Annotated in this window: 22 protein-coding genes and 2 pseudogenes; 5 read left to right on the top strand and 19 right to left on the bottom strand. The window is 49.6% G+C overall.

What is annotated here, in order from left to right; all coding sequences use genetic code 11:
- Nucleotides 1-18: 18 nt before the first annotated feature.
- The 5 genes from MTP42_RS10070 (at nucleotide 19) to MTP42_RS10050 (ending at nucleotide 3,099) form a co-directional block, all read left to right on the top strand.
- On the top strand, nucleotides 19-375 hold the full coding sequence (locus tag MTP42_RS10070; RefSeq protein ID WP_249257233.1) for a helix-turn-helix transcriptional regulator: 357 nt from the start codon (nucleotides 19-21) through the stop codon (nucleotides 373-375).
- A gap of 331 nt (nucleotides 376-706) precedes the next feature.
- Nucleotides 707-1,240 carry an RNA polymerase sigma factor gene (locus tag MTP42_RS10065; protein ID WP_249257232.1) on the top strand — a complete coding sequence of 178 codons (534 nt, stop codon included), beginning with the start codon at nucleotides 707-709 and terminating at the stop codon, nucleotides 1,238-1,240.
- The gene (locus MTP42_RS10060) at nucleotides 1,233-1,922 is read left to right on the top strand and encodes a DUF4367 domain-containing protein (protein ID WP_249257231.1); all 690 of its coding nucleotides are present in this window, start codon (nucleotides 1,233-1,235) and stop codon (nucleotides 1,920-1,922) included. Before MTP42_RS10065 ends, MTP42_RS10060 begins: the two co-directional genes overlap by 8 nt.
- Before the next feature lie 181 nt (nucleotides 1,923-2,103).
- On the top strand, nucleotides 2,104-2,577 hold the full coding sequence (locus tag MTP42_RS10055) for a hypothetical protein (protein WP_249257230.1): 474 nt from the start codon (nucleotides 2,104-2,106) through the stop codon (nucleotides 2,575-2,577).
- A gap of 135 nt (nucleotides 2,578-2,712) precedes the next feature.
- Nucleotides 2,713-3,099: a hypothetical protein gene (locus MTP42_RS10050; RefSeq protein WP_249257229.1), complete on the top strand. Its 387-nt coding sequence runs from the start codon at nucleotides 2,713-2,715 to the stop codon at nucleotides 3,097-3,099.
- A gap of 111 nt (nucleotides 3,100-3,210) precedes the next feature.
- Here the strand turns inward: MTP42_RS10050 and MTP42_RS10045 are convergent, their stop codons facing one another.
- The 19 genes and pseudogenes from MTP42_RS10045 to MTP42_RS09955 form a co-directional block, all read right to left on the bottom strand.
- Entirely contained in the window at nucleotides 3,211-4,602 is a 1,392-nt protein-coding gene (locus tag MTP42_RS10045) for a relaxase/mobilization nuclease domain-containing protein (protein ID WP_249257228.1), read from the bottom strand.
- Nucleotides 4,603-4,663: 61 nt separating this feature from the next.
- Nucleotides 4,664-4,942, bottom strand: a complete 279-nt coding sequence (locus MTP42_RS10040; protein ID WP_156069460.1) for a hypothetical protein — start codon at nucleotides 4,940-4,942, stop codon at nucleotides 4,664-4,666.
- Nucleotides 4,943-5,050: 108 nt separating this feature from the next.
- On the bottom strand, nucleotides 5,051-5,383 hold the full coding sequence (locus MTP42_RS10035; protein ID WP_249257227.1) for a plasmid mobilization protein: 333 nt from the start codon (nucleotides 5,381-5,383) through the stop codon (nucleotides 5,051-5,053).
- Nucleotides 5,380-7,344, bottom strand: a pseudogene (locus MTP42_RS10030) (helicase-related protein); the annotation flags it as partial. The gene MTP42_RS10035 and the pseudogene MTP42_RS10030, both read right to left, overlap by 4 nt.
- A gap of 212 nt (nucleotides 7,345-7,556) precedes the next feature.
- Nucleotides 7,557-9,473: a group II intron reverse transcriptase/maturase gene (ltrA, locus tag MTP42_RS10025; RefSeq protein WP_242960739.1), complete on the bottom strand. Its 1,917-nt coding sequence runs from the start codon at nucleotides 9,471-9,473 to the stop codon at nucleotides 7,557-7,559.
- 720 nt (nucleotides 9,474-10,193) lie between these two features.
- A pseudogene (locus tag MTP42_RS10020) lies at nucleotides 10,194-13,847 on the bottom strand (DEAD/DEAH box helicase family protein); the annotation flags it as partial.
- A gap of 35 nt (nucleotides 13,848-13,882) precedes the next feature.
- The gene (locus MTP42_RS14755) at nucleotides 13,883-14,443 is read right to left on the bottom strand and encodes a hypothetical protein (RefSeq protein ID WP_249257225.1); all 561 of its coding nucleotides are present in this window, start codon (nucleotides 14,441-14,443) and stop codon (nucleotides 13,883-13,885) included.
- Nucleotides 14,371-14,724 carry a TnpV protein gene (locus MTP42_RS10010; RefSeq protein ID WP_223452112.1) on the bottom strand — a complete coding sequence of 118 codons (354 nt, stop codon included), beginning with the start codon at nucleotides 14,722-14,724 and terminating at the stop codon, nucleotides 14,371-14,373. Before MTP42_RS10010 ends, MTP42_RS14755 begins: the two co-directional genes overlap by 73 nt.
- An 855-nt stretch (nucleotides 14,725-15,579) precedes the next feature.
- Nucleotides 15,580-15,744, bottom strand: a complete 165-nt coding sequence (locus MTP42_RS10005; RefSeq protein ID WP_173014779.1) for a hypothetical protein — start codon at nucleotides 15,742-15,744, stop codon at nucleotides 15,580-15,582.
- 82 nt (nucleotides 15,745-15,826) lie between these two features.
- The gene (locus tag MTP42_RS10000; protein WP_112149035.1) at nucleotides 15,827-16,156 is read right to left on the bottom strand and encodes a hypothetical protein; all 330 of its coding nucleotides are present in this window, start codon (nucleotides 16,154-16,156) and stop codon (nucleotides 15,827-15,829) included.
- 61 nt (nucleotides 16,157-16,217) lie between these two features.
- On the bottom strand, nucleotides 16,218-17,153 hold the full coding sequence (locus tag MTP42_RS09995; protein WP_097800158.1) for a hypothetical protein: 936 nt from the start codon (nucleotides 17,151-17,153) through the stop codon (nucleotides 16,218-16,220).
- A 21-nt stretch (nucleotides 17,154-17,174) separates the two neighbouring features.
- On the bottom strand, nucleotides 17,175-17,897 hold the full coding sequence (locus MTP42_RS09990; RefSeq protein WP_249257224.1) for an AAA family ATPase: 723 nt from the start codon (nucleotides 17,895-17,897) through the stop codon (nucleotides 17,175-17,177).
- Between the two features lie 33 nt (nucleotides 17,898-17,930).
- Nucleotides 17,931-18,317, bottom strand: coding sequence for a DUF2500 domain-containing protein (locus tag MTP42_RS09985; RefSeq protein ID WP_005945560.1), 387 nt, complete (start codon nucleotides 18,315-18,317; stop codon nucleotides 17,931-17,933).
- A 1-nt stretch (nucleotide 18,318) separates the two neighbouring features.
- Nucleotides 18,319-18,621 carry a DUF6054 family protein gene (locus MTP42_RS09980; RefSeq protein WP_249258317.1) on the bottom strand — a complete coding sequence of 101 codons (303 nt, stop codon included), beginning with the start codon at nucleotides 18,619-18,621 and terminating at the stop codon, nucleotides 18,319-18,321.
- 218 nt (nucleotides 18,622-18,839) lie between these two features.
- Entirely contained in the window at nucleotides 18,840-19,043 is a 204-nt protein-coding gene (locus tag MTP42_RS09975; RefSeq protein ID WP_044954185.1) for a transposon-transfer assisting family protein, read from the bottom strand.
- Complete coding sequence (locus tag MTP42_RS09970) at nucleotides 19,033-19,548, bottom strand: YodL domain-containing protein (RefSeq protein ID WP_249257223.1); 516 nt, start codon at nucleotides 19,546-19,548, stop codon at nucleotides 19,033-19,035. The genes MTP42_RS09975 and MTP42_RS09970 overlap by 11 nt, the downstream gene beginning before the upstream one ends.
- An 8-nt stretch (nucleotides 19,549-19,556) precedes the next feature.
- On the bottom strand, nucleotides 19,557-20,444 hold the full coding sequence (locus MTP42_RS09965) for an LPD16 domain-containing protein (protein WP_249257222.1): 888 nt from the start codon (nucleotides 20,442-20,444) through the stop codon (nucleotides 19,557-19,559).
- Nucleotides 20,444-22,258: a DNA topoisomerase gene (locus tag MTP42_RS09960; protein WP_249257221.1), complete on the bottom strand. Its 1,815-nt coding sequence runs from the start codon at nucleotides 22,256-22,258 to the stop codon at nucleotides 20,444-20,446. Before MTP42_RS09960 ends, MTP42_RS09965 begins: the two co-directional genes overlap by 1 nt.
- Nucleotides 22,245-23,870, bottom strand: coding sequence for a recombinase family protein (locus MTP42_RS09955; protein WP_243136148.1), 1,626 nt, complete (start codon nucleotides 23,868-23,870; stop codon nucleotides 22,245-22,247). Before MTP42_RS09955 ends, MTP42_RS09960 begins: the two co-directional genes overlap by 14 nt.
- Nucleotides 23,871-23,943 lie beyond the last annotated feature (73 nt).

The following is a 23,943-nucleotide window of genomic DNA, read 5'->3' as shown; positions in this document are numbered from 1 at the left end:
ACAATGATATAGGGTGATATGAGAATGAACCAAGAAGAAAGAAGGTTTGACTTTCACGGCCTCGGGGCGGCTCTCAAACGAGCCAGAGAAGAAAAGGGATGGACACAAGCCTATGTTGCGGAATTAGTAGACCGTGACTCCCGTACCATTATGAAGATTGAGAACAAAGGTCAGTATCCCAGTTTCGACCTTTTTGTTAAACTCATTACCATGTTTGACGTTTCAGTTGACCAGTTTATTCATGCGGACGGAGGGGCAAGGTCAAGCTCTTGCAGAAAGCACATTGATGTGCTCCTAAATTCTATGAATGAAAAAGAGCTTGTTGTAATAGAAGCCACAGCCGAGGGCATTAAGAAAGTTAAGGGCTGTCGCTAAGTGGCAAGCAGGGCTTTTGTCTATACAAACGCCATTTTTTCGTTGCAAAATGCTTGTTGGGCTGTGCCCAATCCCCTTCATTCTGCACCGTTCCGATGCAGGCTGCGCGTTTTTTCAAAACGCTTCTATTTATATAAGGTAGAGCTTCAAGACATTTGCACTCTGCAATTTTGATGGAAACATCTCAAACCAAACGAACAGCCAGCAACGGCCTCAACGGTAAGTAAGGTCATGATGCTGGCTGTTCTTCGTTTAGAACGGAAAACATTCGACATTTTCGCTGGTTCATGGTACACTACATCCAATCCATGCGAATCCGTTGGAGGTGATTGTGTTGCTTTCCCTGTACTTAGCTGTTCTTGACGATCAAAGCAAAGAAGAACAATTTATAGATGTATATAATACCTACAAGCGGCTGGTCTACCATACCGCTTACAAAATTATGGGCGATTCATATCTGGCAGAGGATGTGCTGCAAGAGGTGTTTTTATACGTCGCTAAAAATTTTTCTAAAATTCATCGAGAAAACTGTCACGAACTCGCAGCTTATCTCGTTAGTTGTAGTAGAAGCCGTGCATACGATATGCTTCGCAAGCAGCGGGAAGAACTGCTGGAAGAAATCCCGGACGCACCAGATGGAGCCCCGGTGCCGGATGATGCAGCAGTCAGTACTGATAACATCCAACATCTGACAGAACTGATTAGACAGATGAAACCGATGTACCGTGATCCTCTTCGCCTTTTGGCAATGGGCTACACCAACCGGGAGATTGCCGAATCGCTTGGACTGACGGATGATGTGGTTCGGATGCGGCTTTTCCGTGGAAGAAAACTATTGTGGAAGGAGTTGAACAGCCGTGAGTGAGCGGACAGAGATCTCTTTTGATGCAGCCTTGATGATGGCACTCCGTGCAGATGCACAGAAAGAACTGGACGAGCTGCCAACTCCGGCACAGCTTGAAGAACGCTACCCGGACACTTCCCGATGGGATGCTCGCCTGAAAGCGGCATTGCATAAACGCCGTCCGGTGCTGAAACGAGTGCTTGTTGCAGCCATGACGCTGGTAATTTTAACTCTCGGCGCGCTTGCAGTAAGCGCAGACTTCCGCAAGGCGGTCTATACGATGATTCAGAAATTCCTGCCTGTTGAGATGCAGCTGACATATCAGGTGGATGGCGAGCCGTTGGAGCAGCTCCCGAATGGGTATAGCGACAATTATGTGCTGGATGGATTTGAACGAGATCGTGAGCAGGAATTTGAAAGAGCAGAAAACTTTTTGCACGTTTACTCGTCAAAAGAAAGCGGCAAGGGATATACTGTTCGCTGCTCCATTATACAGCCGGGGCAGCAGTCCTCGTTTGATAATGAGCATACAACTTATGAGAATGTAAAAGTTGGAGACGCAGATGCAACTTTGGGAACGAGTGCAAGCGAAAACGGAGACACCGTTTATATTTTAAGCTGGGAGCGAGGAGGCGTTTCAAACACGATTATGGGAAACATTTCACGAGATGAGATTATGAAAATTGCTGAAAACGTATTTTAATATGAAACTCCATGCTATTTGTTGAGATTCACAAATGGTATGGAGCTTTTTTGTACAAGTATACAAACATAACGAAAAGCAGAGATTTTTTCAAAAAAGCTGTCACAAACATAAGGCAAGCTACGTTGACTAAGCAAAAGCTCCTATTAGGAGCAAGAAATTGGAGGTGTATTGTCTATTTATGATGAGAAAAAAAGCAAAAGCAATCACAATGACTGTGACCTTGATTTTGGCGATTATACTGATTTGTATAAAAGTCACTCACTTTGTAATAATAGAACGTCCATTGAAACAATGCAGGATAGTATCAGCATACCATCTTACAGTAGACACTAATGGTGCTCAAATTGACCAGTCTTGGCTATTTGAAAAGGATGACCTGACATATATAGATATTGCCAAAACTTTTGAGCAGACATATTTTGTCACTGATTATGCTGGTGGTTCTGGTGATAGCGGTGCACTCAATGAACTCACGATAGCTTTTGGTGAAACAATGGACGGAATGCCAGATATTCGCATAACGGTTTCTGAAAATGGCTACATTCAAATCAATGGTAAAAGAGCATATCCGCTTTCTCTTAAATATGCAGGCAAGAGGCTTTACGTACATCTTTTGGGGTGCTTACAGGATGGAGCTAATCAGCAGCAATAAGTCACATATTTCGAAAATTGCTACCATCAAACTGTCAAAGAATACAAGTTAAACGGTTCTTTGATTCGTTCTAAAACGGATTACTATCAGGCTATTGGTGGTTAAGTCACTCCGTTTGTAAGGAAAGGGTTGAAAATGGATTTTCTTAAACAAAAAGGGCCATTAGCAAGAGAATTCTGCAACACGTTGATTTACATTATTTCGTTAGTGTCATTAAAGCCTGCAAGCCTTCAGAGTGTGTTGACAGAACTTCAATGGAATGGGATGTGGTTCTTTTCTCTGGCATTTTTCGCTGTCATCTTTATGGAAATGCTGTCCGATTTTTTGCTGGTTACAGATCGCTGCACTGCATGGAAAGCATTAAATGGAAATGTCAGCGAAGCCGAATTTCACAATCTTCAGCAGATTGTCCTATGCGAAAATCAGAAAGTTTCCATTGAGAAGAAACTTGCAAGTACGATACTGCTGGTTCTGATGATATGTGCAACTGCTGCATTTGTGTGGTTTACCTTTTTGGCTTGACTGAATAATTTTGGTATTTTGAATTCACATTCTTAGAAATCAGTTTTCAAAAGCAAAATCCGCCGAGGAATCCTCCCGAAAAAAACGGGAAGAATCCTCGGCGGATTTCGTTTATCGTGCTTGTTCTTTTTCGGTTGTACTTTTTTCCTCTGCAAAGAACATCTCTACATTTTTCTGAGCTTTCATCAACTCCTGCATCTCATCTCGTGCCTTACGATAGTCCGGGTATGCTTCTTTCTTCTTTTTCAGAAGTTCAGCGTATTCGATGCTCAAGTCCTTAGCCTTTGGCAGCTTTTTCAATCCAGCTTCATCAAAAGCAGTTTTTGCAGCCTTATGCAGCGTGATTTCTTCCCGATGGGCATCCAGAAAGCTCTTACGGTACCCGGCTTTGCGGTAGGCGTCATAGACCGGGCGTGTCCGGGCATAATTAACGATGTGCGTCCGCAGAACGGCAATCTCGGTCATGCGCGTTTCTGCTGCTTTGATTGAATCGCCCAGTTCGTGATAGCGAGCAGTTGCTGCATCCACACGTTCCTGCATTTCTTTAATGCTGCCGATTTTATGCTCCTGTAAGAAAATCAGCGTCTTGGACATTTCTTTCAGATTATATCGCTTTGCCCAGCGAGCATACCCCATGCTCTTTCCCTCGGCCAGCTTTGCCTGAATGTCCACCAGCATCTGAAACTTTTGTTCCGATACGATGCGCTTCTGCTTCTGCCGGGGATGGTGTTCGGCTTCCCCAGAGATAACAGCTTTCAGTTCTTCTTCGCTGTATCCTGCGCCCAAAGTGCGGAACCGGATGAATCGTTTCTGCCGTGTGCCTTTGACCGAAGTGTACTTTCCCCGTTTGATTTCGTAGCCCTGCTGTTCCAGCTTTTGAAGGAAGCCCTCGAAACTTGCAGGTTTCTCGTTCAGCAGGATGTTGTCAATTCCGGCACACAACTTATCTCGATTACTTTCTCTGGGTGGATAAAGGGTGCACTTTTGTCGCTCTCGGTACGGCTTGATTTCAATGACAGACAGTTGATGTTCCAGACAAATCAAATCGCTCAACCGTTGCACAGCCAGCCCGGACAATAGAAAATCACGGAATTTCCTGGTGCTGTCCAGCGCAGTGGAGTTGTAAATAATATGATTGTGAATGTGTTCCCGGTCCGTGTGGGTTGCAACGATAAACGCATACTTGCCTTTGGTGAAACGCATTGCCAGCTCATAACCCACCTTGTTGGCTTCTTCGGCGGTGATCTCGCCGGGTTTGAACGACTGCCGGATCTGATAGGCAATCACGTCACTTTTTTGTCTGCGCCCAGTGACAAGTTCATACTGCCGTTTGGACAGCATAAATTCTTCATCCACCGTCAAAGGACTGCATTCGTAGCTGCTAATCAGTTCGCCATGCTCAGTCTTGTCGGGATTCTGTACATAGTCTGTACGGCTTTTCAGACAGGCCGCAACCGACTTGCCTTTGTTTTTGTGCAGCGCGATCAGCCGTGTCGCGGCCATCCTAAATCACCCCCATAAAAGAAAAAGCCGCCCGAAGGCGGCAAAAGGTTGAAAATGCTCCTTACAGTTCGGCCAACCACTCACTGAACCGCCCGATGCCCTCGGTGATGGCAGTTGCACCGAAAAAGAAGACAAAGCAGAGGAATTCGGCTACCAGCAAGATAAGGAACTGATTCCAGGTCTGACGGTAAGCAGTGTAGATGCCGCAGCCGAAGATGTAGAGCATCAGCGGAGCAACTACATAGCTGGACAGGGTTAGCAGCCACCTTGCCATCAGAGCTAGAAACGCCACAAATAGAGAAATCGGGAAAAGAACAATTTTCTTCAGCATAGACACCATATCAAGCACTTCCTTTCTGTTCGCCCTTATTATAAAGGTATCGACTACTACGTTGCAAGGATGTCAAGCATTATATGTACACCCGCAGTCCTCCAACTGCGGGAATTTTTATAGCTCTGCCAACTTGGAAAGAATTTGCTTGCCAATGTCAATCAGTTCATCCAGACGCTGCCGCAGATCTTCCATGTCGGCGGCGTAGACCTTGCCGCACTCGTTGGCACACTTGGCGTACTGGTTCAAGTTGTTGCTGCACATCTGCAAGAGATATGCCATGCGTTGCAGTTCTTTCAAGTCGAGGTTCAGGCAATAGCCGTCCAGTGCCATCTTGCGGATATAGGAACTCAGGCTTCGGATGCCCATGCTGAGCATCTTTTCATAGATACGGTTCTTTTCTGTTTTGCTCAAGCGCAGGATGATGGTTTCATCCCGCTTTTCGTTCATCGTGCATCACCATCCTTATCATAATAGCTGCGGAACGGTTTGACAGGCTCCGGCTGATTGGTCTTTTCCCCCAGTGCAGCCAGCACAGACGGACGAGTTGCAGGTGTTTCGGTTTCCTCGGTTTCTTCGGGAACATCCTGCGAGGAACTGCGGTCACGGTCGATGTTCAGCAAGGCGTTCAATTCAGCAAGGCGGGCAGACTTTTCGGCCAGTTCTTCCTCCTGTGCAAAGGGCTTTGCCACTTCGACCTCTGCAGCCTGTTTCTGCTGCTCCAGATTTTGCAGAGCATTTTCAGCGTCTGCAATACGGTCCGTAAAGTTGTCGATGGCATTGTCCAGACGAGTGATATTGCCGCGCGCATCATCGCCCAGCGATACCGGATAGCTCAACTCTGCCCGGAGAACGGCTTGATGCTCATTCTTGAAGCTGTCGAACCGGATGTTCAGTTCAAAGCCACGGTAGGTGCCCAGCAGCATCATATCGGCATTGGGCATCTCCTGCCGAGCCAGCAGCAGCCGTTCGCCCGCAGCCTTTTTGTCATCGTACACCATACCTTTGATGGTCATACCGCAGAAGTTTTCTTTGTCCTGCGGGTGTGCTGCTGCAATCTGTGAATCCTGCTGCAAAGCAGCAATGTGGGTTTTCTGTTTCTGGATTTCTTCTGGGAATGTTTTGAGCAGCTTATCTTCCAGACGATATTTCTGATTCTGGAAGTCACCGCGCAGAACTTTCAATTTTGCCACCTGCACGTCCAAATCCATCTTTTCCCGGATGCGCGGGTCACCAGCACACAGAGCCTTGATTTCAGCGTAAGACAGAGCCTGCTCATCAATATCATCGCAGGAGCGCATAGGCGACTTGCTCGTCATGATCTGCGAAATGAACTTCTGCTTATTCTCTAAGGTCTGGTACAAGTAGGCGTCAAATGTCGATTCAGTGACGTAATTATAGACGTACACTTGTTTGTTTTGATTGCCTTGACGGATGATTCTGCCATTGCGCTGAGTCATATCCGACGGACGCCAGCCTACATCCAGATGATGCACTGCCACAAGAAGCGTCTGGACATTTGTACCGGCTCCCATTTTTGCAGTGCTGCCCAGCAGCACACGCACCTGTCCGCTGCGCACCTTGGAGAAAAGTTCTGCTTTCTTGTTCTCCGTATCTGCGTTGTGGATGAACTCGATTTCCTGCTCCGGCACACCAGCAGTGAGCAGCTTGGAGCGGATATCGTCATAGACGTTGAACGAACCGTCACCCTTTGGAGTAGACATATCGCAGAAAATCAGCTGGGTCAGCTTCTGTTCCTTGGTGTCGTTCCAGATGCGCAGGACGTTGTTGACGCAGGCATTCAACTTACTGCTGGGGTCATCAGGCAGAGCCGAGTTCATCAACCGCTGATCAAGACCGATTTTGCGGCCATCCGACGTGATTTTCAACATATTATCCACAGAGGGGTCAACAGAACCGCTGTGGACTTCGGCTGCACGTTCGCTCAACGCCTGCACCATATCCTGTTGGATTTCCGAAGGTTTGACCACCACCGTCTCAAATTTTGCATCAGGCACTGGGAGATGAAGCTGGTCGCTGGTTTTGATATCTGCTGCTTCTTTGAACATCGCCATCAGTTCAGGCAAGTTGAAGAACTTCGCAAAACGAGTGCGTGCACGGTATCCGGTGCCTTCGGGCGCAAGTTCAATGGCCGTGGTCGTCTCACCGAAGGTGGATGCCCACGCATCAAAATGGGTCAACCCTTTCTGCTGCAAGGTGTTGTACTGAAGGTAGCGCATGAGGGTGTACATCTCGGTCATGCTGTTGCTCAGGGGCGTACCCGTTGCAAAAATCACGCCACGGCCACCGGTGATTTCATCCAGATAGCGACACTTGCCGAACATATCGCTGGATTTTTGTGCCTCACTCGTACTCAAACCTGCGACATTACGCATTTTCGTGTACAAGTAGAATGTGCAGCACCTCTGCGGCTGCGAAGCAGTCCGCAGAGTAGTCTGCTTTGTTGTGATAGGTAACTTTTTGAAGTAATCTCCAAGTTTTCCCCCACCTCACGCCGGGCGTGCACCTTTCAGCGCACCCGGCGTACCATCAAATCGATTTACTTTCTTCCTTCAGATTTCAACACTGCTGTGTTCTCACGGACACAGAGTGGTTGTAAATTTCACAGTTTAAGTTTTTCGCGGTATTTCATGATTTTGCCTACCGTCTTTGCATCAAGTTCAGGCGGTATTGGACTGTTGTGAACCATGCGGTGGCATGGTTCACACAGCCAAACCAGATTTGGCACTTTATTGATTCTATCAAGTGGAAGCTTGTTTTTAACGTGGTGACAATGCTTTTGAAGCACGGGTGAGAAGGCATTTCCACAGCATTTACATTTTCCTTTGTCCCTGCTGTAAGCATACTCCCGGTTCATATAATACTCAAAATTCATCCTTCCCTTTGCGTATGCTGACATTGCAATATCGTTCGGGGAGTTAACGGATGGACGGTCACATGGCAGTGGCTTGTGCTTAGCACGATAGCTCACATACCGTCTGCGCCCTTCCACTGTATACGGCGTCATTTTCTGGTCAAATGGCTTGGGTTCATAGTGACTATGCGTGATGAACGCATAAGTTATACCAAACCATTTTCCTTCGACCCATACAGCAAATGTCTTACTGTCGTAGCCCTTGTGTCGGTCAGGAAGATTGCAAAGCACCTTCAGCGGCACCTGCATGGAGTTGTACCGTTTGGGGTACAGCTTTTTCCATACAGTCAGTGCAGCGTTGTTTACTCTGCGGTCTATCGCATGGTAGGCATGAGAGCAGATGGATGTCTGCAAGTACTGTGCCATACCCATAATGACAGAGTTGACGTACTGAATTTGCGCAGCCTGCACATTGACTTTTTGACAAAGTTCTATGCGGTGCACTTCTTCGAGCAGTTTCTTAATCTTCTTTCCTAACCGTTCCATATCCGGCAGCGGCTTTCCAACCAGATGTTTCGTCCATGTTGCCGGGTCAGGAGTTTTCCGTTTTCGTTCGGCCTTTACCACAAAGCCAAGAAAGTGTATACCGTTTGTCCGCAGGTCTGTTACATAGGTCTTTTCCTGCGACAATTCGAGTTTCATTCTGTTCCGAAAATATTTTGTCAAGACACGTTTCAAGCGGAGTGCTTCCTTCTCCGTTGACGTCAGAATCACCCAATCATCGGCGTAGCGATAATTGTACTTTGGCGTTACACCAGCCCATTTCAAACGCCTTGTGTCGTTGCCTTTATGCTTGCACTGTCTGTGCGGCTCCATATACATACGACCAACATACCAATCGAAATCGTTGAGATAAACATTGGATAAAAGCGGTGAGAGGATTCCTCCCTGCGGTGTACCAAGCTCTGTTGCATGAAACAGGTCATTTTCCATATATCCAGCTTTTAGCATCTGACTGATAATTTTCAGCACACGCTTGTCATGGATACCGATTCTCCAGAGTTTTTGGAGCAGCAGGCGGTGATTGATATTGTCGAAGCATCCCTTGATGTCACCCTCAATAGCCCACACGGGTTGGTCGGGCGATTTACATCCAGCATTTATGACATTGATGATACCCCGGATTGCGTGTTTCTGTGCCCGATAGGGGCGAAAGCCGTAGCTTTGCGGATAAAATCTCGCTTCACAGATCGGCTCGATAATGATACGCACGCACTCCTGTATGATCCTGTCCAATACAGTGGGGATACCCAGCGGTCTTTTCTTGCCGTTACTCTTTTCGATATATTCACGGCGGGCTGGTTTGGGGCGGTAGTTGCGAAAACTCGATTGAATCAATAAAATAAGCTCATCTTTGGGCATTTGAAGGTATTTGTCCATTTTTATCTTATCCACGCCAGCAGTTCTGCTGCCTTTGTTGGACTTGATATTGTGGACGGCAGTTACAATGGTCACTTCATTAGCCATCGCTTCCACCAGACCGGTGAACGATACTCCTTGACCGGACTTCTCATAGAGAAAATCCTGAATCTTTTTAAGTTCCGTTTCCGTTGAAAATCTGACGTTCAAATGCACAAGGTTTTCACCTCGCAGTTCGTCACCCATCTTTCAGGGAGTTATAGGATTTTCGTTTTGTGAAATTTACAAATCGATTTGACTCGTATCCTTCGCCATGGAATATTTCAATTCCGTATGACTGGCATTACCCAGCCCAGACTACTATGATACGGCTGACTTCCTGTTGTTTTCAATGCGCTGTAACGCTCCAACAATAGGCTCTCAAACGTTCCCTAATCTCTATCCTTATTCTGAAACCCTTAGGCCGCTACCTTACACCGGGAAAATCTAACCGTGCTTTGAACCACAGTTGCTGCACGGTTCCTGATGGGGATTTCATCCCACAGGGCGTGTACGGAAAAACCAGCCACACACACTTTTTCCAAGGTTCACCCTTTCGGATGGAGTCAACTCTTACGATGCTGCATAGCTTTCCCTAACGGATAGCCATGGGTTTCGGAAGCCCGCACCATTATTGTCCATGCCTCTTTGCAGAGGTTTAGGTTTTCAGGTTACGCCTTCACCACGCTCTGTACAATGCACACTTACAGGTGGCAACGCACAGTGGAGTATTAGCTCTCGTACTGTCTTGAATTTTGACCTATTCTCTGGAACTTTGTTCCTCGACATTGGTTCTGTACGGCAGAGGAATTTCACCCCTGATTTTGAGATTAAAGTTCTCTGTGATATTTTCTTATTGCTAAGTGCAATCACATGGTGCTTTTCGTCCTTGCTGTCAACAAGGGCTTATGCACAACGTTTCGCACGGTTCTTAAACGCTTGGCTCTCATCCACAAACAACCTGTCTACGCCCAATTGTTCAAACGTAACCACATCATCTTTACGGTCTGCGCCTTGCAGCTTTTCCAGTTTCTGTTTCAGAGACTTGCGCAACTTTTCCAGCTGCTTTACTGTGAAATGCTCGCCAACCTGTGCTTTCGCTTCTTCGATGGCCTCCTCGATTTCATCCATCTGTTCCTGAATCAGACGCTCCTGTCGTTCTGCGGACAAGGGTATCTTTTCAAACTGGCTGTGTCCGATGATAACTGCATCGTAGTCACCGGTCGCAATTCTCGCACAGAATTTTTTTCGATTACCGGGTTCAAAATCTTTCTTGCTGGTAACCAGCAGCTTCGCATTGGGGTACAGGCGTAAAAACTCGCTGGCCCATTGTTCCGTCAAATGGTTTGGCACGACAAAAAGACTTTTCTGACACAAGCCCAGACGTTTCAGTTCCATAGCGGAAGCCGCCATCTCAAAACTCTTGCCAGCACCGACTTCGTGCGCCAAAAGGGTGTTGTACCCATACAGCACATGGGCAACCGCATTGCGCTGATGCTCTCGCAAATTGATCTCTGGGTTCATGCCCACAAAATGAATGTGAGAACCATCGTATTCACGGGGGCGGGTGCTGTTAAAAAGCTCGTTGTACTTCTTTACCAGTAAGGCGCGCCGCTGCGGGTCTTTCCAGACCCAGCCAGCAAAAGCGTCCTTGATGGCCTGCTGTTTCTGCTGGGCGAGGGTGGTTTCGTTCTGATTCAGCACACGTTTTTCCTTGCCATCCTCCTCGATGGTATCATAAACGCGGCTATCACGCAAATTCAAGGTGTCTTCCAAAATCTTGTAAGCATTGGCCCTGCGGGTACCGTAGGTTTCGGTGGCCATAATGTCACCAAAGCCAGTAGCAGATTTATTGCTGATTCGCCATTCGGAAGTGTAAGGGGAGTAGCGAACGGTGATGGCATTGTTGTAGCGGATACGATAGGGCGGCTGAAAAGTTTCCATCATAAACTGCTGTACGATGGAGGGGGCAAGCCAAGTGGCACCCAAACGCACATCAATTTCAGATGCCTCCAGATCTTTGGGCTGTGCCTTGGTCAGTGCGTCCACATTAACCTTGAACTCCGGGTGACTTTCCGCAGCAAGCTGTGCCATCCGCAGCTTATCGCGTACATTACCCGAAAGGTATTCGTCCGCAGTCTGCCAGCCTGCTTCCGGGTCGTCTGCATCGGCGGCAGGATCTTTGAAGATCACGCCGGAGAGTTCGGTGGTGATGCGCTCATAGTTGCCGGGAGTGCCCAGCAGTTCTGCCATATAAGGCAGGTCTACTTTGCCGTGTTCCCCGATGGACACCGCCAACGCTTCGCTGGGGGTATCCACGCTGGTGACAACACGCTCTGGCCGAATCGTCCGCTTGGTGAACATATCTGCCTTGGACTTGAGATTTTTATTCTCGTCCAGATTCTCCAGTGAGCAGAGCAGATAGTAGGAACTGTCATCATCGAACAGGCGGGCATTTTTCTTGTCGTTGATCAGCCCGTATTTTGCAGTAAAGGCATCGTAGGCGGCGTTCAATTCTGCTTGCGATGCCTTAATGTCCTCGTCCGGGAAGTCGTTCAACTGCTGGTCAATCAGTTCGTTGACGATCTGCCGCAACTCCACCATACCAGCTACACGGCCTTTGGCGTTGTCGGACAGCTCCACCTGCGTCATCACGGAATTTTCCCGGTAGAACACCTCGCCGTCCACCACGGTGTAGGAAAAGTTCTTCACCTCCGGGTCGGCAGGCAGGGTGCGCCGGGTGGTTTCTTCCTCGGCAATGTCGGGGGTGTCCACCTCAACTTCGGTGTATTGCCCCTCAATATGCTGCACTGCTTCGGCAAGCTGGTCGGAAAGGTTTGCGCCCTCGATGGGGGAAACGGTCAATTCCTCTCGTCCGTATTGGGTGCTTTCTGTGGTCAGCTCGCCCAGCACCATCTCCGGGTGGTCTACGAAATACTGGCTGATGGCAAAGCCGTCCTCGGTCTTGCCAAGCTGCACCCATGCAGGCTCAATGTCCGCAGGGCGGTCACGCTTTTGCAGGAAGATGATGTCCGAAACGACTTCGGTGCCTGCGTTCGCCTTAAACGCATTATTCGGCAGACGGATAGCACCCAGCAAATCGGCCCGTTCTGCCATGTGCTTACGGGCGGTGCTGTCCTTGCTGTCCATAGTATAGCGGCTGGTGACGAACGCCACGATGCCGCCCGGTCGCACTTGGTCGATAGTCTTGGCGAAAAAGTAGTTGTGGATAGAAAGCCCCAGCTTGTTGTACGCTTTATCGTTGACTTTGTAATTGCCAAACGGTACGTTGCCGACCGCTAAATCGTAGAAATCCCGCCTATCCGTGGTTTCAAATCCGGCCACCTTGATGTTGGCCTCCGGGTACAGCTTTTGGGCAATCCGGCCCGTGATACTGTCCAGTTCCACACCATACAGACGGCTGTCAGCCATGCCAGAGGGCAGCATACCGAAAAAGTTGCCAATACCCATGGAAGGCTCCAAGATATTTCCAGACTGGAAGCCCATCTTTTCCACAGCATCATAGATGGCGCGAATTACCACCGGAGAGGTATAGTGTGCATTCAGAGTGGAAGCGCGGGCGGCGGCATACTCCTCTTCGGTGAGCAACCCTTTCAGTTGGGTGTACTCGGCAGACCAGTTTTCCTTGTTGGGGTCAAAGACATCTGCAAGACCGCCCCAGCCTACATACTGCGAAAGCACCTGCTGCTCCTCGGCGGTGGCACCGCGATGCTCCTGCTCCAAAGTGCGCAAGGTCTGGATGGCTTCAATATTGCGGGCGAATTTCTGCTTGGGGCCTCCGACACCCAAATTATCATCCGTGATGTGAAAATTTCCTGCGGCTTCCGGCATCGGTTCAGCGTTCAGGGCTTCGTCTGCGGCAGCAGCATCCGGAAAGGTCTGCCACTCGCCATTGACCTCCACAGAGATAGGCAACTTGTCCAGTTCCTCATCAGGTGTAGGTTCATCCCGCCGCAGACCGTCCTCGAATTGCTGCTTGTTGAGTACCTCGTTATCCCACGACTGCCCATGCGCGCTGGTGTCGATGCGCACATCGGTTTCGCCAACATAGCCGATTTTGCCTTCGATGGTTCGGGTGGGAAGGTCAACAACAACTTCGTCACCGACCTTGTAATCAACAGCCTTTTCAGGAGAAACGTCAATAATTTCATCCTGCTGCTGTTCATACAGTTCCCGGATATTGGGCAACCGTTCAACCCGGAAGATGGGCTGTCCGCTGTTGGTCAAGTCCATGTCCTGCAAGCTGACGGATTTGAACATGAAGTTGACGTGATCCACACGGAAATCCCGGCCATCTAGCTTGATGATGATGCCGATCGGCAGATAATCTTCCTCTCGCAGATATTTTGTCTGATGGTGGGTACCATCTCCGCCCTGTCCGGCTAGATAGATGCTGTTGCCCTCGGCCCACAGCTTCTGCGATTTTGCTACCCACTCTCTGCGCAAAAAGCCGGTCACTTTGACTTTTCCCAGCGCATTTTCCTGTGACAGCAAATTAGAACGAAAAACTTCCTTTACAGTGATTGCATCTTTGTCATAGAACAGAAAATATCCGCCCAGTTCAAAGCCAATCAGGGTATTGGGGTACTGCTCTTTCAGAGCATTGTATTCGGCAGCGGCTCACCATCCAGCATTGGGAGCTGTCGTTCCGCTTCCTGCACGGCGGCACGATGCTCTTTTTCCTTATCGGTCAGGTAGCGGTCAGACTGAATCATCAGGTCGATGTATTTCTCGACCTGTGTCCAGCTTAACGTAACCTTTTGATGATCCGGGTAGTGGTCAAATTCAAGTCCTTTTCCATCATGATTTACAAAACCGCTGCTGCCATCCAGAAAATCCTGCGAATGTCCGCCGATGCCGTACTCTTTCGCCAATGCTTTAGCGCGGAGTTTGCGGTCGGGCTGTGTCTGGTACAGTTCGATGATCCGCTGCTTGCCATCCTGAAAACCGGAACCATGCTTGCGCAGTTCATTCTCAATTTCAGCCTGCGACAAAACAAAAGCGGAGGGCGATTTTTTGCTCTCCGCTTGGTCGATGGATTCAATTTGTTTGGCTTCGGTGGGAATGTGGGCATCGAAGAAACTTAACTGTAAATCAGTTCGTTCAGCACCAGTTCCTCTGCCTGTGCCCGCAGGCTGTTCATGTGCTGCACCCATGCCATCTGATTCTGCTCCTTGTCCGGGGCCGGGTTCTGTTTCAGAAGCTGCGCCATGGTCTGCTGCATCCGGCTTTCTGCCGTCTGCTCCACCTCCATCAGGTGCGGGTACAGGCTCCCGTTCAGGAGCATCGTGTTGTACAGTGCCGGGTGCTGCTGCCTCAGAAAGCTCAGGCGCATCCTGCTGTACTTGCCCAGCGGGGTCTTCGGCTGATGCAGGGTCAGGTTCGGGAGAAGATAATCCCCGGTCTGCGTGTAACTCAGATTGCTGCTCATATTCATGCTGGCTCCTTTCATTGTTTCGGCGGCGAATGGTTGTTTTTACGGTGCGCTCGATGTTCCGCAGCACCTCCCGGCTCATGTCACTGACTGCTGCGCCGAGGGCAAAGACGGCATCCGGGGTGGAAAAATTGTAGATTGCCTGAAAATCGTCCTTGTCGAACCACCCGGCAGGCTCAAACCCGCAGCGTTCCAGCAGCGTGTAGGTGACACTCATTGCTGCTGCGCTTTTGAACTGCATCTCCACCCCGGCTTCATCATAATCCATTAGCAGCGAGCCGTCAACGATGGCGCGGATGTCCCCACCGTTGTTGTCCCAGTAATCTGCTACCAGCTTCCCGGCAACATCGGCAAGCTGCTGGCTGACACGCTCTCCGCTGACGCCGTAGGTGGCGGCGAGCATTTCCGAAACCGGTTGTTTCAGGTCGTCGTTAAACTGCCACACCTCCGGGTCACGGGAATTGCGGCGCACCCCGGTGTCCGACACATCGAAAACGTAGTGCAGGCGAGGGAATCCGCTGGATTCATCCAGCAGAGCAATGCCCTTGGCACCCCGGCGCACATAGCGGTTCATCCGGTTGCGCCAAATGTCAAATTCGGCGCAGGCGGTGGCATCGGGCCGCTGAGCGTAGATCATCAACTGGTCTGCAAAGGGGTACTTGTACAACCGGGATGCAGTGGTCAGGTAGTCCGTCCAGCTTTCCCAGTACCGGGTCAAGCCGTTGGCCGTGCGCTGGGCAAGGGCGAGATATTCTTCGGTTTTGCTTGGCATTTTGGCCTCCTTCTTCAGATTTTAGGGTATAAAAATAGCGGGCAACCGTTTTGAGGGTCGCCCGCAAGGGATGTAATAAAAATCGATTATTGAATATTGTTGTCCTTTATGAATTTCATGATGCAGCAGCCCATCACGATGACGGGAAGCACGGTTCGTAAACCGAGGTCGCCGACCCGCACATTTACATCAATCACAAGCCCTGCAAACCATGCCGCTAAAGTGAAAACAGTTGCCCATCCGTAATTCATAGAACTGTACTCCTTCATATGTGAATATTCAAAACTCTCTTCTCAGCTTCAGCTTTCATAGCTGCCCGCAAGGAACTTACATTTATTCGACTCGAATGTTTACCGGATTCAGTGTAAGGTTGCCTCCGCCCGCCACCTTATACCATTTGCCTCTTTCGAGTTTGATTCTTTCCGTTACGCCCTGTGTAATATATCCGATTCTGTATTTTTCTCCAGTCTCTACATCGGTAAAGACCACCTCAGTATCACAATCACCGCTCACTTTTACAGTTCCCCAAAGTGGCTGTATTTGTTCTGTCTTTATGGTGCCTTCATCGTTTGAAAGGGTGAAAGTATGGCTTCTCTGAATATTGATATAAATCGCCACCAGAAAAACCGCTGCCAGACATAAGGCAAACTTTCTTGTTTTCATCGAAACACCTCCTGTAAATTCGGTTTTATCGAGTCATATCACATAAGTGGATGCTTCAAACTTACAGCTCAGTTTCCACTGCAAGCTGCTCCTGCTTCTCTTTTTCATCAGCGATTTGGACATCAACATCTTCGCGCATCTTTTTCAGAAGTGCAAGGACTCTCTTGATTTGATCCTTGGTATTCTCCACTCTGCTCTGTGCCTGATTGATGTGATCCAGAACTGCCCAGTCTGCAAAGAGGCCGTCAAAGAAGAAATCTGCAAATTTCAGAAAGCTGTCTACCGTGACCTGAAGGTCTGCGGTGATCTCAACATCGGCAAGCTCAGTTTTGAACCGCCGCAGTTCCACTTGAAGCTGTTCGATTTGTTCCTGCGCATCGTCCAGTTCCGCATACTTGGCGAGATCCACCCCCAGACCACCACCCATTACGTCCCATGTACTCCAGCCCTCGGCATTGTCGAGGGTTTCCAGAACTTCGTTGACCGTATGCAGGGCAGTCTTTCCGGCGTTGATGGCCTCTAGCAGCTCCCGCTTTTGGACTTTCAGCGCGGCAATGCGACTTTCACTTTCCGCAACCTGCTGTGCGGCAGGGTGGGCAGAAACTTTGATGCTTTTGATTTTTTCGGAAAGAGCAGCTTGATACTGCCTTTCGCAATCGGACAGCCGTTCCAGTCTATTTTGAATCTGCTCCAAGTCGGCATCAACGGAAGAAAGATCATGGAGAGCCGCATCGTACTTGACACGGGCTGCATAGGCTTCCTGCCGTTCTTTGTCCAGCTTTTCATCCATTTTTCCAATCACTTGATAGAAAAATGCGGCAAGGCTGTGTCCCTCCAGACGGTCCACATCAGCCTGCTCTGCCAGCTTGGATTTTTCCAGCTTTTTCAGGCGATCAGCAAGCGTATCTCTCTGGGCGGTCAGTTCTTTCTGTTTTGCTTCGCAGCTTTTCTTTTCAGCGACCTGCTGCCAAAGCTCTTTCAACGTAGAATCACTCATATGGAATGTCCTTTCCCGGCATTACGTTTCTTCGTTCAGAAGCTGGTTCAAAAAATGCTGCCGATTATTTACAAATGTTTTGATGATAACGTAGCTGTCCGTATCTTCATACTGACAAGGATGAATCGTGCCATTGTCGAAGCTAAAAATCTCAGCATCAGGCATTCCGAGGAGAATGGGTGAATGTGATACGATAATGAATTGCGCCCCTTCTTGGGCACACCGATAAATGTTGATCAGTAACGTGAGCTGCCGCTGCGGGGATAAAGCGGCTTCCGGCTCGTCAAAAATATAGACTCCATCTGCACCCATGTAGTCCTGCGCAATGGCGAGGAAACTTTCACCGTGTGATTTTTGGTGATAGCCTTTGGAGGGATGATCGTCATCGGAATAGTCGATTTCCTTGGTGGCTACATTATAGAAACTCTCTGCTCGGAGAAAATACCCGAACTTTGGTCTGCGATACCCCTTGGAAATCGTCATAGCCTCACATAGTTCCGAATGGGAGTTGTATGTGGAAAATGAATAGTTCTTCGTTCCACCCTCTGCGTTGAAGCCGTAAGCAACAGCGATTGCTTCCAGAAGCGTAGATTTTCCACTTCCATTTTCGCCAACAAAGAACGTAATGGGCTTATGGAATGTAAAAGTGTCGATTCCACTGATGGCAGGAATCTGACGAACATAATTGTATGGGCGAACTCTGTTCCAGTCGATGGTCAGCCCTTGGATAAACAAATCGTTCATACAGCACTCCATACTATATAATGTAAGAAACACTTAGCTCCGCTCAAACCCAAGATAGCGGGTGCCCTGAAAACTCAGCTTTCCGATGTCGCCCTGCATGAGCAGACCATAATCGCTTCCGTCCACTTCAAATTCCATGCGGTCGCCGCTCTCCACCTGAAAAGTCACATAGTACGATGTAAATGTGCTAGTGTCGTATCCGTGCGCACCGGACATATCGCCGGCATTGGCACTGCTGGAATGCGAAACATCGGTGCGCTTTGCTACCACTGTTGCCGGAACGGTAAGCCGCGGCGAGTGGTTGTTTTTGTTCCATGTGCGGAGATTTGAAATTAGAGCAAAGAAAAACATTCCAATAAAAAGCAGGAACAGGATTGGGAAAATGAAGCTGAATATAGCGTCAAACCATCCAAAAAACATTTTACTTCTCCAAAATTTCTTCCATCAGGTCCTTTACATCGTCCAGAAAAGATTCTTCACCGAGGGTGTTCACCTTGAAGAACACCGCTTGACTGCCTCCTGCGGTGATGGCAGACAGCCGGATCGGACTGTCTCCATTCTGGAACAGGGTCAGTGTCAGACTCAGGCGGTTGCCGCCCATCATGCTGTACCGTTCAAATACACGGACACTGCACCGGGCATCGCCCTCTTTGAAATCACTGCCTGCCTCTAAATCTGCCGACCAACTGCTGTCCGGGATTTCTTGTTCCAGCTTCCGAAGCAGCTTGTCAAAGTTTTTGTTTCAGATGGTCTTTTCAAAGATTGCCATAATGGTTCCTCCGTTCTGACAATTAAAATTCAGTCCCTTATTTTTGATACGAGCAGAGCCACAGGAAAATTGCGGAGAAATCGCTTGAAGAGAGGAATTTTGTCTAATTTGATTATAGCATATCTTTTGGAAGAACAAAATACTTTATGTACGCCGCCCGCAGGCGGCAAAAGTCAGTCCAGTGGAAATTCCAGCTCGGCAAACTCTGCATCGGTCAGCAGTTTCAGCTTTTCGATAACCACCACCGATAGTTCCCGCAGAGCGGTCTCGTCCGGCATCAGGTAGCACTGCATGAGCCGCAGTTCGTGAATGAGCCCCAGCCGGGTGCCGGTGTTGTAGAGCATCATCAGCATCAGTTCCTCATGGTTAAAGTTCATGCGCATCCCTCACTTTCCGGCAGACGATGGGGTTGCACTCCGGGGCATCGCACTTTTCCCTGAGATTCATCAGAACCGAAGCACGTTCCGGCTGCTTGTCCAGAAACCCCTGTAAATCTTTGAAGCCGATGCTGTCCACATAATGCACAGACACCTCGCCATTGCGTTTGAGTGCAATCACATCGCTGACCGACAGGCTATGCCCCTCAAAATCCTGCGGACGGGAGAGGTTGAACACCTGAAACAGTTCTTCCAAAATCTCGTTGTTCGGCACATCCTGCCACATGGCGGGCAAATCAGCATAGTAGGTGACCTCGTAATGCTCCGGGTCGGGCGTTTTGCCTCGACGATTCAACTCCCGCATAGAAGCAAATCTTTCATCAAGGATTTTTTCGTCATGCCGCAGCTGCATCACCATATAAACATCGCACCCTGCGTTCAGAAATTTCTGCGGGATGTCCGCCATGGGTTCGCCGTCAAAATTCTGGTTCCATTTTTGCTGCATCGTCCACCTCACAGTTCTGGCGCAGAACGTGCAGAGGATTTTGGCGCAGACGTATCACTTGCCAGTGCTGCCAGCTTTTCCAGTGTGGAAGGGCGATGGTCTGCACTCAGTTCCTCGGCTTCCGCAACTTTATTCATGACGGCATCGTAGTCCTGCAACAGCCGCCGCCCCTTTTCCATGTGGTGCGCTTCCAGAATCTGCTCACGGGCTTCCTGAATGGTCAGTTCCGGGGCATCCAACTGCCCACCGTCCATCACAGAATAATCGCTGTGGTAGAGAGTGTAGTCCCATCCATCCTCACAGGACTGGATGGCAAGGTAGCCTTTGCCGCCCAGTTCCCATGCAGCCTGCTCGTCTTGTGTCTGAATTTCCGGGTAGAAGTCGGCATGGTTTCGTTCCATGACCTCGGCAAACTGGCAGATGTGGAACACATTGCCCAAACCGCCCACGTCAAAGTGGTAATCATCCAGATGCTCCACCCGTGCCGTAAAACTGCGCCCATCCGGGTAATCCACCTGAATCACGCCGCCATCTGGAATGCGATAGAGGTCATCATAGTGGCTGTTGATGAGACGAATATCCTTCGGCAGCGTTTCAGGCTCCCAGATGCGCCGTCTGCCGATACCAGCTTGCGGGATGTTTTCGAGGATCTTTACGCTTTCCTGTTGGATGACCTTGCGGTCATCGTCCGAAAGTTCAAACAGATACCAGTTCCGGGCGGCAGAAATGGCGTTCCTGCCATCGGGCGGCAGGTTCTTTTCCGAGATCTGCCCGCTTTCCAGCGGCTCACCAGTTACCTTGTTGTAGGTGGCAAAGCCGACGCCTACACCGTTTTCCCGGAGGTGGAGATAGCGTTCATCGTTGATAAGGTAGACCGCTTCTTTTTTCTGCTCCATCAGCACCCACCTTCAAATTCCAGAGAAAACTTGCTGCGGCCATCGGCTTCACAGGACAGCAGCACGGTGGCATTGTAGGTCTTGCCCTTGGCACTCTTGCAGTCCTTCAAGCGGACACGACCATCCCGCAGCAGCTTGTCCGCCACATGAGCGTCCAGCCGCTTGCCCAGACGCTTGAAGAACGCATTGTCCTTCCACAGGACAAAACGGCACTCCCGGTTCTCGCAGAACCAGCCTTTTTCACGCTCCACGACAGGCTTACCACAGTTCGGGCAGACACCAATAATCTTGCTTTTCATAAGTGCATTCGCTCCTTTTTTCATTTCCGTGTTCTTTACCAGTTCGGTAATCATCGTATTGATCTCGGTCATAAATTCGCTCGGCTCCATTTCGCCACGTTCGATTTGCAGCAGCTTTGTTTCCCAGTCAGCTGTCATATCCGCAGACTGGATTTCTTCGGGCATCACAGTGATGAGGGCTTTGCCTTTGTCGGTGGGCAGCAGCACCTTGGTTTTCTTGGTACCCTTGCGCTCCAGAAAGCCCTTCTGCACCAGCTTTTCAATGGTGGCTGCTCTGGTTGCCGGAGTACCGACACCCTGACGCTCCACGCCCTCCGGCATACTGTCTGCACCCGCTGCCTGCATAGCTGACAGGAGAGTATCTTCCGTGTAGGGTTTCGGCGGGGACGTTTGACCCTCTTTCAGTTCGGCACCGGCAACGCTGCACTGGCTCTGCTCCTTCACATCCGGCAGAACAACCGCTTCTTTCTGCTTGCCAAGCAGATCCCCCAGCATTTTCCGTTCCACAGTTTTCCATCCCTCGGACAGCACCACCTTGCCCTTTGCGGAGAACTCCTCCCCGGCGCAGATGGTGGTGAGTGTGGTTTCCGCATAGCGGTGCGGCTCACCTACGGCACAGAGCAGCCGTGCGGCAATCAGCCGCAGGACGTTCCGCTCCCCGGCAGGGAGGGCGGCAAGGTCTGCGTTTGCCATGCTTTTCGTGGGCAGCAGCGCATGATGGTCGGTGACCTTGCTGCCGTTGATGACTTGCTGCACATGGATGGGAAGCGGCTCTTCCACAGCAAACGCCTTGCCCGTATCCGTCACCAGCCCCGGCAGGGATGCCGCCATATCTTCCGTCAAAAATCGGCTGTCCGTGCGGGGGTAGGTGATGAGACGTTTTTCGTAAAGACTTTGGGCATAATCCAAGGTCTGCTGTGCCGTAAATCCCAGCAGACGGTTTGCATCCCGCTGCAATGCGGTAAGGTCATAGAGTTGCGGCGGGCTTTCGGATTTTTCCTTGCGCTCCATCTTCTGCACCGTGACACGCTTCTCCTTTCGGCATTTGGAAAGCAACAGTTCCGCATCCGCTTTCTGTGCAAACCGCTTGCTGGATGCGGTGCCGCCGTCTGCAAGGGTCAGGGAAACCGTGTAGAATTTCTCTGGCACAAAGGCAGCGATGGCGGCTTCCTGCAGTACCGTCATAGCAAGCACCGGGGTCATAACACGCCCCACTGCCAAGGGCTGGTTGTACAGACACGAAAAAAGCCGGGACGCATTGATACCGACCATCCAGTCGGCTCGCTCCCGGCATAAAGCCGCCTCATATAAGGCATCATATTCTGTTCCCGGTCTGAGCTTCTGAAAGCCTTCCCGGATAGCACTGTCCTCCATTGATGAAATCCAAAGCCGTTCCACCGGCTTTTTGCAGCCGCACTGATGGTAAACCAGTCGGAAAATCAGTTCGCCCTCACGCCCTGCATCTGTAGGATAGTTCTCGGAGGTGACTTTTCTGACATTGTTACTCGATGGCATCCAATGGGCCGATAAAGCGGTAGAAAATCTGGATTTTCTGGACGTATTCGCCATCGACCTTTTCCGCTTTGGATACCAGAATCTTGTCAATCAGCTGATGCAGAATCTTATAGTTCAGTTCGGTGATGCCAGCGTACTTGCTGACTTCATCAATAAAATCCTGAATCTTGTCCAGCTGATCGTGTTCAGCACGGCCTTCCCGCTCGTACTGCTCAATCTTCTCGGTCAGTTCAGCCTGTTCTTTGTCGTAGCGATCTGCAAGCATTTGAAAACGTTTCTCCGGGAGAAGTCCCTTTGATACGTCCTCATAAAGTTTTGCATACAGGTCTTCGATTTCTGCGATTCGTGCTTTACACTGCTTCAAATCCCGTTTGTGCTGCGCCCGGTCAGAGGACACCCGGAGGTGCATCTGATTTGCAATCTTCTTCACAAGGGCTTCCCGATTGCTCACAGCGGCCTTTGCGTGTGCCTGAATGTCCGCAAAGACAGCTTCATGCAGAACACGGGCTTCCAAATTATGAGAGTCACAGGCTTTCGCACCATATTTCCGATAAGTGCTGCAACAATAAAAGGTCTGATCCAGAACACTGTTACGTTTGCGCCTGTGCTCGACCTTGACTAACATCGTTCTGCCGCAGTCTGCACAGCGGACGATGCCCTTGAAGATATTGTCGTAGTCGGTCTTATCACACATAAAACAACCGGAACGGCTGTAAAGGATTCGCTGCACGTTTTCCCAGCGGTCTTGTGGGATGATTGCTTCATGTGTATTCGGAACGATAGCGCGTTCTTCAAACGGAATATAACGCCGCTTTTTGGATTTCATGGACACGGTGGGCTTGGCTTCGTAGATGATGTGTCCGGCGTAGACTGGGCTGTGCAGAACCTGACTGATATAGGCACTGTCCCAATCATACATCTTTTCATCATCAATAAAGCGGCCAAACATCTCTTTCTTGTAGTAACACGGCTTCAAGACTTTTTCATCGTGGAGCCGCTTGGCGATGCGGTGAAGCCCCAGCCCTTCCTCTGCCATTGAATAGATATACTCAACAACGGGGGCGGTGTTCGGGTCGATCACAAGGTGATTGTGGTCGGCAGGGTCTTTCTGGTAGCCAAACGGTGCGCCGCTGGAGATATACTTTCCGCTTTTCTTGCGTGTCCGAAGGGCACTCTTGATTTTTCGGGAAGTGTCTTTGGCGTACATTTCATTGATGATGTTTCGGAACGGGGCAATATCCATCTGAGATTGCTCGTTGGAATCATAACCATCGTTGATTGCAATATAGCGGACACCGTGTTCAGGAAAGAAGATTTCCATATACGTTCCGGTTTCGATGTGGTTGCGTCCAAGTCGGGACTGGTCTTTGGTAATGACTGTTGCCACCTTTCCTTCCCGGATATCATCCAGAAGTTCCTGAAAGGCAGGGCGGTCAGAGTTCGTACCGCTGTAACCATCATCAACATAGTACTGGCAATTCCCGAAACCGTTGCGTGTGGCATACTCCATAAGCATCGCCTTTTGAGTGCGGATGCTCAGGCTTTCGCTGTTTGAACCGTCATCTTTTGACAGCCGGCAGTATAAAGCAGTTACTTTTTTGTCCTTTTCCATGTGTACCTCCATAATGGAAAAGAGACCTCATCAATCACATTGTAGCGGATGCTGCGTGATGATGCAAGCCCTT

Source organism: Faecalibacterium sp. I2-3-92, from assembly GCF_023347315.1.
Taxonomy (GTDB): Bacteria; Bacillota; Clostridia; order Oscillospirales; family Ruminococcaceae; genus Faecalibacterium; species Faecalibacterium duncaniae.
Note: the sequence above shows the minus strand (reverse complement) of the source record. Positions and strands in the feature narration are given on the sequence as shown.